At 29.6% G+C, this 5,180-nt stretch carries 10 protein-coding genes; 4 read left to right on the top strand and 6 right to left on the bottom strand.

Going from position 1 to position 5,180, the window contains the following annotated elements:
- The coding region (locus AB1Z17_RS07640; protein ID WP_368051209.1) for a helix-turn-helix domain-containing protein at nucleotides 1-215 on the top strand (215 nt) is incomplete at its 5' end.
- 2 nt (nucleotides 216-217) lie between these two features.
- A complete protein-coding gene (locus AB1Z17_RS07635; protein WP_368051207.1) occupies nucleotides 218-862 on the top strand; it encodes an SOS response-associated peptidase in 645 nt (214 codons plus the stop codon).
- Nucleotides 863-914: 52 nt separating this feature from the next.
- Here AB1Z17_RS07635 and AB1Z17_RS07630 read toward each other — a convergent pair whose 3' ends face one another.
- From AB1Z17_RS07630 to AB1Z17_RS07605, 6 genes are all read right to left on the bottom strand, one after another.
- Nucleotides 915-1,571 carry a hypothetical protein gene (locus tag AB1Z17_RS07630; protein ID WP_368051206.1) on the bottom strand — a complete coding sequence of 219 codons (657 nt, stop codon included), beginning with the start codon at nucleotides 1,569-1,571 and terminating at the stop codon, nucleotides 915-917.
- 13 nt (nucleotides 1,572-1,584) lie between these two features.
- Nucleotides 1,585-1,827 (bottom strand): hypothetical protein, encoded by a 243-nt coding sequence (locus tag AB1Z17_RS07625; protein WP_368051205.1) that lies wholly within the window; start codon nucleotides 1,825-1,827, stop codon nucleotides 1,585-1,587.
- A 231-nt stretch (nucleotides 1,828-2,058) separates the two neighbouring features.
- Nucleotides 2,059-2,271 carry a DUF6327 family protein gene (locus AB1Z17_RS07620; protein ID WP_368051204.1) on the bottom strand — a complete coding sequence of 71 codons (213 nt, stop codon included), beginning with the start codon at nucleotides 2,269-2,271 and terminating at the stop codon, nucleotides 2,059-2,061.
- On the bottom strand, nucleotides 2,268-2,618 hold the full coding sequence (locus AB1Z17_RS07615; RefSeq protein ID WP_368051203.1) for a hypothetical protein: 351 nt from the start codon (nucleotides 2,616-2,618) through the stop codon (nucleotides 2,268-2,270). The genes AB1Z17_RS07620 and AB1Z17_RS07615 overlap by 4 nt, the downstream gene beginning before the upstream one ends.
- 3 nt (nucleotides 2,619-2,621) lie before the next feature.
- Entirely contained in the window at nucleotides 2,622-2,954 is a 333-nt protein-coding gene (locus tag AB1Z17_RS07610) for a YtxH domain-containing protein (protein WP_368051202.1), read from the bottom strand.
- A 212-nt stretch (nucleotides 2,955-3,166) separates the two neighbouring features.
- Complete coding sequence (locus AB1Z17_RS07605) at nucleotides 3,167-3,892, bottom strand: TIGR00730 family Rossman fold protein (protein ID WP_368051201.1); 726 nt, start codon at nucleotides 3,890-3,892, stop codon at nucleotides 3,167-3,169.
- A gap of 125 nt (nucleotides 3,893-4,017) precedes the next feature.
- Here AB1Z17_RS07605 and AB1Z17_RS07600 point away from each other — a divergent pair, with 125 nt between their 5' ends.
- Both AB1Z17_RS07600 and AB1Z17_RS07595 read left to right on the top strand, forming a co-directional pair.
- On the top strand, nucleotides 4,018-4,467 hold the full coding sequence (locus AB1Z17_RS07600) for a pyridoxamine 5'-phosphate oxidase family protein (RefSeq protein WP_368051200.1): 450 nt from the start codon (nucleotides 4,018-4,020) through the stop codon (nucleotides 4,465-4,467).
- A gap of 99 nt (nucleotides 4,468-4,566) precedes the next feature.
- On the top strand, nucleotides 4,567-4,950 hold the full coding sequence (locus AB1Z17_RS07595) for a hypothetical protein (protein ID WP_368051199.1): 384 nt from the start codon (nucleotides 4,567-4,569) through the stop codon (nucleotides 4,948-4,950).
- Nucleotides 4,951-5,180 lie beyond the last annotated feature (230 nt).

The following is a 5,180-nucleotide window of genomic DNA, read 5'->3' as shown; positions in this document are numbered from 1 at the left end:
TTTTTTTAGGGAAAAATATTAGATACATTCGTGTTCAAAAAGGTTTAAGCCAAGAGCAATTTGCAGATGACTTAAAAGTATCTCGCTCACGCATAAGCTCTTATGAAGAAAACAGAGCAACGCCTCCAATAAGCTTTATAATTGATCTATCAAATTATGTAAATATTTCTATAGATATTTTACTTAAAAAAAAATTAGATAACTTAGAAGTCTAAATATGTGTTATCAAACTAAAATATTGAAACAAAAAGAGGAATTACTGGAGCGTTTTAATGCTGCAATAGATGCTTTAAACGATTACGAACCTATTGAGTTTTGTAGCGCATTTGAGTACCCTAAAACACCCGTAATAACCAAGGAAGATCCAGCTAAAATTCAATTATTTAATTGGGGATTGATACCTAGTTGGTCTAAAAATGTATCTATACGGAATTACACTTTAAATGCACGCATTGAAACTTTGAATGAAAAAAAATCGTTTAAAGATATTGTTCAAAATAGGTGCTTAATTATAGCTGATGGTTTTTACGAATGGCAATGGAGAAACAAAAGTGGTTCTAAAAAAGAAAAATACTTAATTACGCTTCCAAACGAAGAATTATTTGCTTTTGCAGGTTTATACACACAGTGGACAAATTTTGATAATACCAAACTAAATTCTTATACCATTATTACCACACAAGCCAATAAATTAATGAGCGAAATCCACAACACCAAACAACGAATGCCTGTTATTTTAAAAAAGGAAGATGAAAAACCTTGGTTACAAGGTGAAGATTATAACGCTTTTAAATTTCCTTATAGTTGTGATTTGATTGCAACTGCTTTACCTGAAAACCCATCTCAGTTAGGATTGTTTTAATAAGTGTATAATTCGCATTATAATCTGAGTGCTATTAAAAAAGTTTTCAAATTTATTTCACCCATAAAAGTGGAAAACGAACAGGAACATTTCTAATTATTTCCATTTTATTGAAGTTACTATTTAATGATTTCCACGTTTTAAGATAATCCTCATTTTGCAAAGCAACTCCTCCAAATAATAAAGCTGCGGAACGCACCGGCCAATCGTTCCAATACATAACATCTTTTTTAAATGACCACGAATTTTTATCTTTTATAAAAGGAAATAGAAAATCGAAGCCTAAAGCTAAACTTTTTTCATTGGGTGTTTCAAATAAAAACAAATTCTCTTTTTCTGAAGCTTCCAAAATAAACTCTCCTCTTTTCCCAGAAGATATTTTGGTAAAAATAGTTTGAGGCACATCATATTTTCCTAAATAAGATTTTACCCGTTCGCCTGGAACTTGTGTCCAAATAATTCCTCCAGACCAGGCATATTGAGAAAATGGTAAGTCTATGTTGTTTTCTTTTTCCCTTTGACGTTTGTCAAATTGAATTAAATACTCTCGAAGCTCTTTTAAAGATGCCGGATCTTCAAAATATAGCATAGGTCTTGGACAAAATATTTTGGTTCCTCCTGCTACAACACCTGCACCTCTCAGCACAAAATCACTTCTCTCTAAATAAAAAATATCGCTTAAAATCAATTTTCCAGCGGGCAATTGCAATACTACACTTCCTTCAATAGCATTCGCTGCCTTTATGGCTTTTTTTAAGCGCTTTTGAATCGTCTAAACCATCATTCGGAACAACACCATGATCGGTAGCTAAAACAATTTTTTTTGTAATATTAGGAATAATTGTTTCTCCAAAATGGTGCCCAGCACAACTAAAATCTGGCAAATAATTTTGTTCCGCTACTTTTTTATTAGCAATTATTTCTGGTACGTTTTGAGAATAGATTATTGATGGAAAAATTAGCAATAATATTGTAAATAAAAACCCTTTTAATAAACTTTGAAAATTAAGATTGATAGCTTTTTTAAACAGTAACTTTTATATTTTTAGATTGTTCGAATTTAATCCATTAAAAATAGTGAATTTATTCTGTCTAAAAATCCTAAAATGGGTATAAAATTGTACTAGCAAATTCTAGCAACTGCTATTAATAAACTTTAGAAAAAACTCAGCTTTTAGTTAAGGTACTAATATCTATTAAAAAATCCAACTATAACGTTCAAAAAACAAATCTATTAGTTTGTTTTTTAAGTAGTTACTAACTTCTGTTAAAATATTCTTAGGATAGAGATAATACCTTACTCTATTACAATTTAAGGCTAAATGCTCTAAATCTATAGCTCTTTTAAGCTTCAATATTTTAAGCTCCATGTCTATTTCTTCAAAAGAATTGTATGTTTTTGGTATCATAATTTATCAAAATAGTGTGTAGAAAAAAACTTAATTATTGGTTTATTTATGCGATTGCGAAGTAAGTAAAACAGCACTGCTAAAAATATAAAAAATACACCTACAATTGCAAAACCATACCAAATATTGTCTAATAGTTGCCCAATGGCATAAGATGCTCCCAATGCCAATACAAACAAGGCTAATAACAACATAGATCCAACTATTAATACCTGAACAGATGCGGTTACCAACCTCATTAATACCTTAAATACTTTTAATTGTAAATACGCTTCACTATTTTTTAAATAAGAGCGAATGTCAGTATCGGTTTCTAAAAGTGTATCCTTAAATTTATCAAAAGCCATACATTACTTTTTATGCAATTCTGCGTTTTTCTTTTTAATATCTTCTAACTTACTTTCTAAAGCATTAATAATATCTTCTGCTTTATAACTTAAACTTGAAATGGCATCATCTAATTTTTTATCAAATGCTTCCTTTTTTTCTTTTGCGGTTTTTGTAATTTCTTCTTTCGCATGTTTTACACGATCTGAAATATCGTGTGATGTATCAGCAACTGTTTGCTTAATTTTTTCTCTTGTTTCACTTCCTTTATTTGGCGCAAAAAGAATACCGAACCCAGCACCTATTGCTGAACCAATTAAGAAGGAAAAAAACATATTTCCATTATTTTGTTCCATGATTATATTTTTTTAAATTATTTACTATGTGTAAATTTAAAAAGAGTAAGTTCTTTTTAAAATGACCGGGGTCATTCATATAAAATAAATTGTTCATTTTTAACAATACAAATAGGATTATAATTAAAAGAAAAGATGACCATCGTCATTTTGCATATTTTGAAATTACATTATATTAATTATTTATCTTCTTTTAAAGAAAGAAAAGGTTGTTATGCTTTTTCTCCGAGCCACCATCTATTTTTGGAAGTTTTAATTTTTATAGGTGCCCCATATTTAAATTCTAATTCTTTATAAATATAATTTACTCCTTCAGCAACAGAATCTGTAACCAAAAAAAGCTGTACATCTTTTTCAGAAATTGTTTCAAGTTTTTGCATTTTATTAATTTGCTTTAATAAATTAGACCAATAGTCCTTTCCGAATAAAACAACTGGGAAATCCGCTATTTTGTCGGTTTGTAATAGTGTTAGAGTTTCAAAAAGTTCATCCATGGTTCCAAAACCTCCAGGAAATACTGCAAAAGCATATGAGTATTTTAATAACAATACTTTTCTTACATAAAAATGATTTAAGGTTATATTAAAGTCGAGAAACGGGTTGGGTTCTTGTTCCTTTGGCAATTCTATATTGCAACCAATAGATTTACCAGCAACATCTTTAGCACCTCTATTTGCAGCTTCCATAATACCAGAACCACCACCAGTTATAATTGTAAAACCTTTTTTAGCCATTAATCGAGCAAATTCTCTGGCTTGCTGGTAATACAAATTATCTTCCCCAAATCTGGCAGAACCAAAAACAGTAATACACGGATTTACAAAATGTAATTTTCTAAAACCGTGAACAAATTCAAAAACTATAGAAAGTAAACTTCTAAATTCCTTAAAACGGCTTCTTTTACCACCAAGAAATTCTGCTTCACGATGATTTTTCATTCTAAAATTTAATTGTTTTCTAAAGATATTATGAATCTGAGAATTGTAAACTGATGAAGATCATTTCAATAGCAACTTAAATAAGCTTACTTTGTTATTAGCAGTAATTAATTTACCCTAAAAATATGTTAGGCTACTTAAATAACAAACAAATTGAACACCTACTTTACAGTTTAATAATTGGGAGATTGGGTTGCCATGCAAACAATAAAACGTATGTAGTACCTATTACTTATGCGTATGATGGCACCTATATTTACGGACATACAAAAGAAGGTTTAAAAATTGAAATGATGCGAAAAAACCCTAAAGTATGTTTTGAAATAGATGCTATAGAAAACATGAGTAATTGGCGAAGCGTAATTGCTTGGGGTACGTTTGAAGAATTAAAAACACCCGAAAATCGTGAAGAAGGAATGTTAAAATTAATGGATGTTGTAATGCCCTTAATGACTGGTGAAACAACTATTAGCAATCCTATGTCGGATACACACCAAAAATACATTGAAGCAATGAAAGGGGTTGTGTATAGAGTTAAACTAACAGAAAAAACAGGACGTTTTGAAAAAACTTAGGTTTCAACTAAAAAAATTAAAAAAAAAATAAGGTAAAATTGATGTTAATCATTTACGATATCTAATCCATCTATTTACTTTATAAAAAAATAAAATATTATGAAAAATAATAAGATTTTCACATTGCTAATAGCAGTTGCTTTAGTTGTAACAAGTTGTGGTCCTGTTGTATTTACATCAAGACCAAATAATGCTCCGCCTCCTTGGTTTTATCCAAACCGCGTAGAAATGGTGCGTTATGTATATTTTCCAGAGTATTCTATCTACTTTGACTTAACAATGAACAATTATTTATATCTAAATAACGGTGTTTGGGTGCGTGTTAATGTATTGCCGCCTCAATACAGACATATAAATTTAAATCGCAGTAGATATGTTCGCATAAAAAATTATAGAAGTGATAATATTAGAGATTATCACAACAAAAATTATAGAAGTAATACCGGTAAAAGGTCTTCAAATACAATTAAAAGAAGAAATTAGCCTAATATTTATTTCTTGCTAACGGTTTATATTTATTTTGGACCATTTATAAGAAACTCTTTCAGTAAATACAAACCAAACCTTCTTATCGGCAGGCATGTAAAAAATCTATGAGACTTGGCGTATGGAGTTGGTATTAGCAATTATTTTTATTTGCTGTTAGCAATAGTATTTTCTTTTTCCCATTTTTTGATAACCACAAACCATATAGCAACTGAAACTCCTAAAAT

Source organism: Lutibacter sp. (assembly GCF_040883305.1).
In the GTDB taxonomy this organism is placed as follows: domain Bacteria; phylum Bacteroidota; class Bacteroidia; order Flavobacteriales; family Flavobacteriaceae; genus Lutibacter.
This window is presented reverse-complemented; position numbering and strand designations above follow the sequence as displayed.

Excerpts from the sequence above, each read along its gene's own strand:
- AB1Z17_RS07635 (WP_368051207.1), top strand. The coding sequence starts at position 218 with ATGTGTTATCAAACTAAAATATTGAAACAAAAAGAGGAATTACTGGAG.
- AB1Z17_RS07615 (WP_368051203.1), bottom strand. The coding sequence starts at position 2,618 with ATGGCTTTTGATAAATTTAAGGATACACTTTTAGAAACCGATACTGAC.
- AB1Z17_RS07600 (WP_368051200.1), top strand. The coding sequence starts at position 4,018 with ATGTTAGGCTACTTAAATAACAAACAAATTGAACACCTACTTTACAGT.
- AB1Z17_RS07620 (WP_368051204.1), bottom strand. The coding sequence starts at position 2,271 with ATGATACCAAAAACATACAATTCTTTTGAAGAAATAGACATGGAGCTT.
- AB1Z17_RS07610 (WP_368051202.1), bottom strand. The coding sequence starts at position 2,954 with ATGGAACAAAATAATGGAAATATGTTTTTTTCCTTCTTAATTGGTTCA.
- AB1Z17_RS07595 (WP_368051199.1), top strand. The coding sequence starts at position 4,567 with ATGAAAAATAATAAGATTTTCACATTGCTAATAGCAGTTGCTTTAGTT.
- AB1Z17_RS07605 (WP_368051201.1), bottom strand. The coding sequence starts at position 3,892 with ATGAAAAATCATCGTGAAGCAGAATTTCTTGGTGGTAAAAGAAGCCGT.